At 66.3% G+C, this 276-nt stretch carries 1 pseudogene; it reads right to left on the bottom strand.

Annotated features, from left to right (window positions below):
• Nucleotides 1-276, bottom strand: a pseudogene (locus tag B2W70_RS06895) (2-isopropylmalate synthase); the annotation flags it as partial.

Here is a 276-nt window from a genome sequence, read left to right as displayed (position 1 = left end):
GAACACGCGCACGGCTCGGCAGGCTTCGCGCCCACCTTGCTGCACGTAGGTGTCCGAGAAGATGCGCCAGATGTCGGCCGAGCTGAGCTCACCGCCTTGGCTGTCAGCCACGCCCTGCACCACGCTTGAAAACTCGATCTGCATGCGCCGCGGCATCACCACGCCGAAGTCGGCCTCCAGCAAGTAAGCCACCCCGCCCTTGCCCGACTGGCTGTTGACCCGGATCACGGAGTCGTAGCTGCGGCCCAGGTCAGCCGGGTCGATGGGCAAGTACGG

It is taken from the genome of Aquabacterium sp. UBA2148, from assembly GCF_002328915.1.
GTDB lineage: Bacteria > Pseudomonadota > Gammaproteobacteria > Burkholderiales > Burkholderiaceae_C > Aquabacterium > Aquabacterium parvum.
The sequence above is the reverse complement of the archived record's forward strand: the minus strand, read 5'-3'. Positions and strand labels throughout refer to the sequence as shown.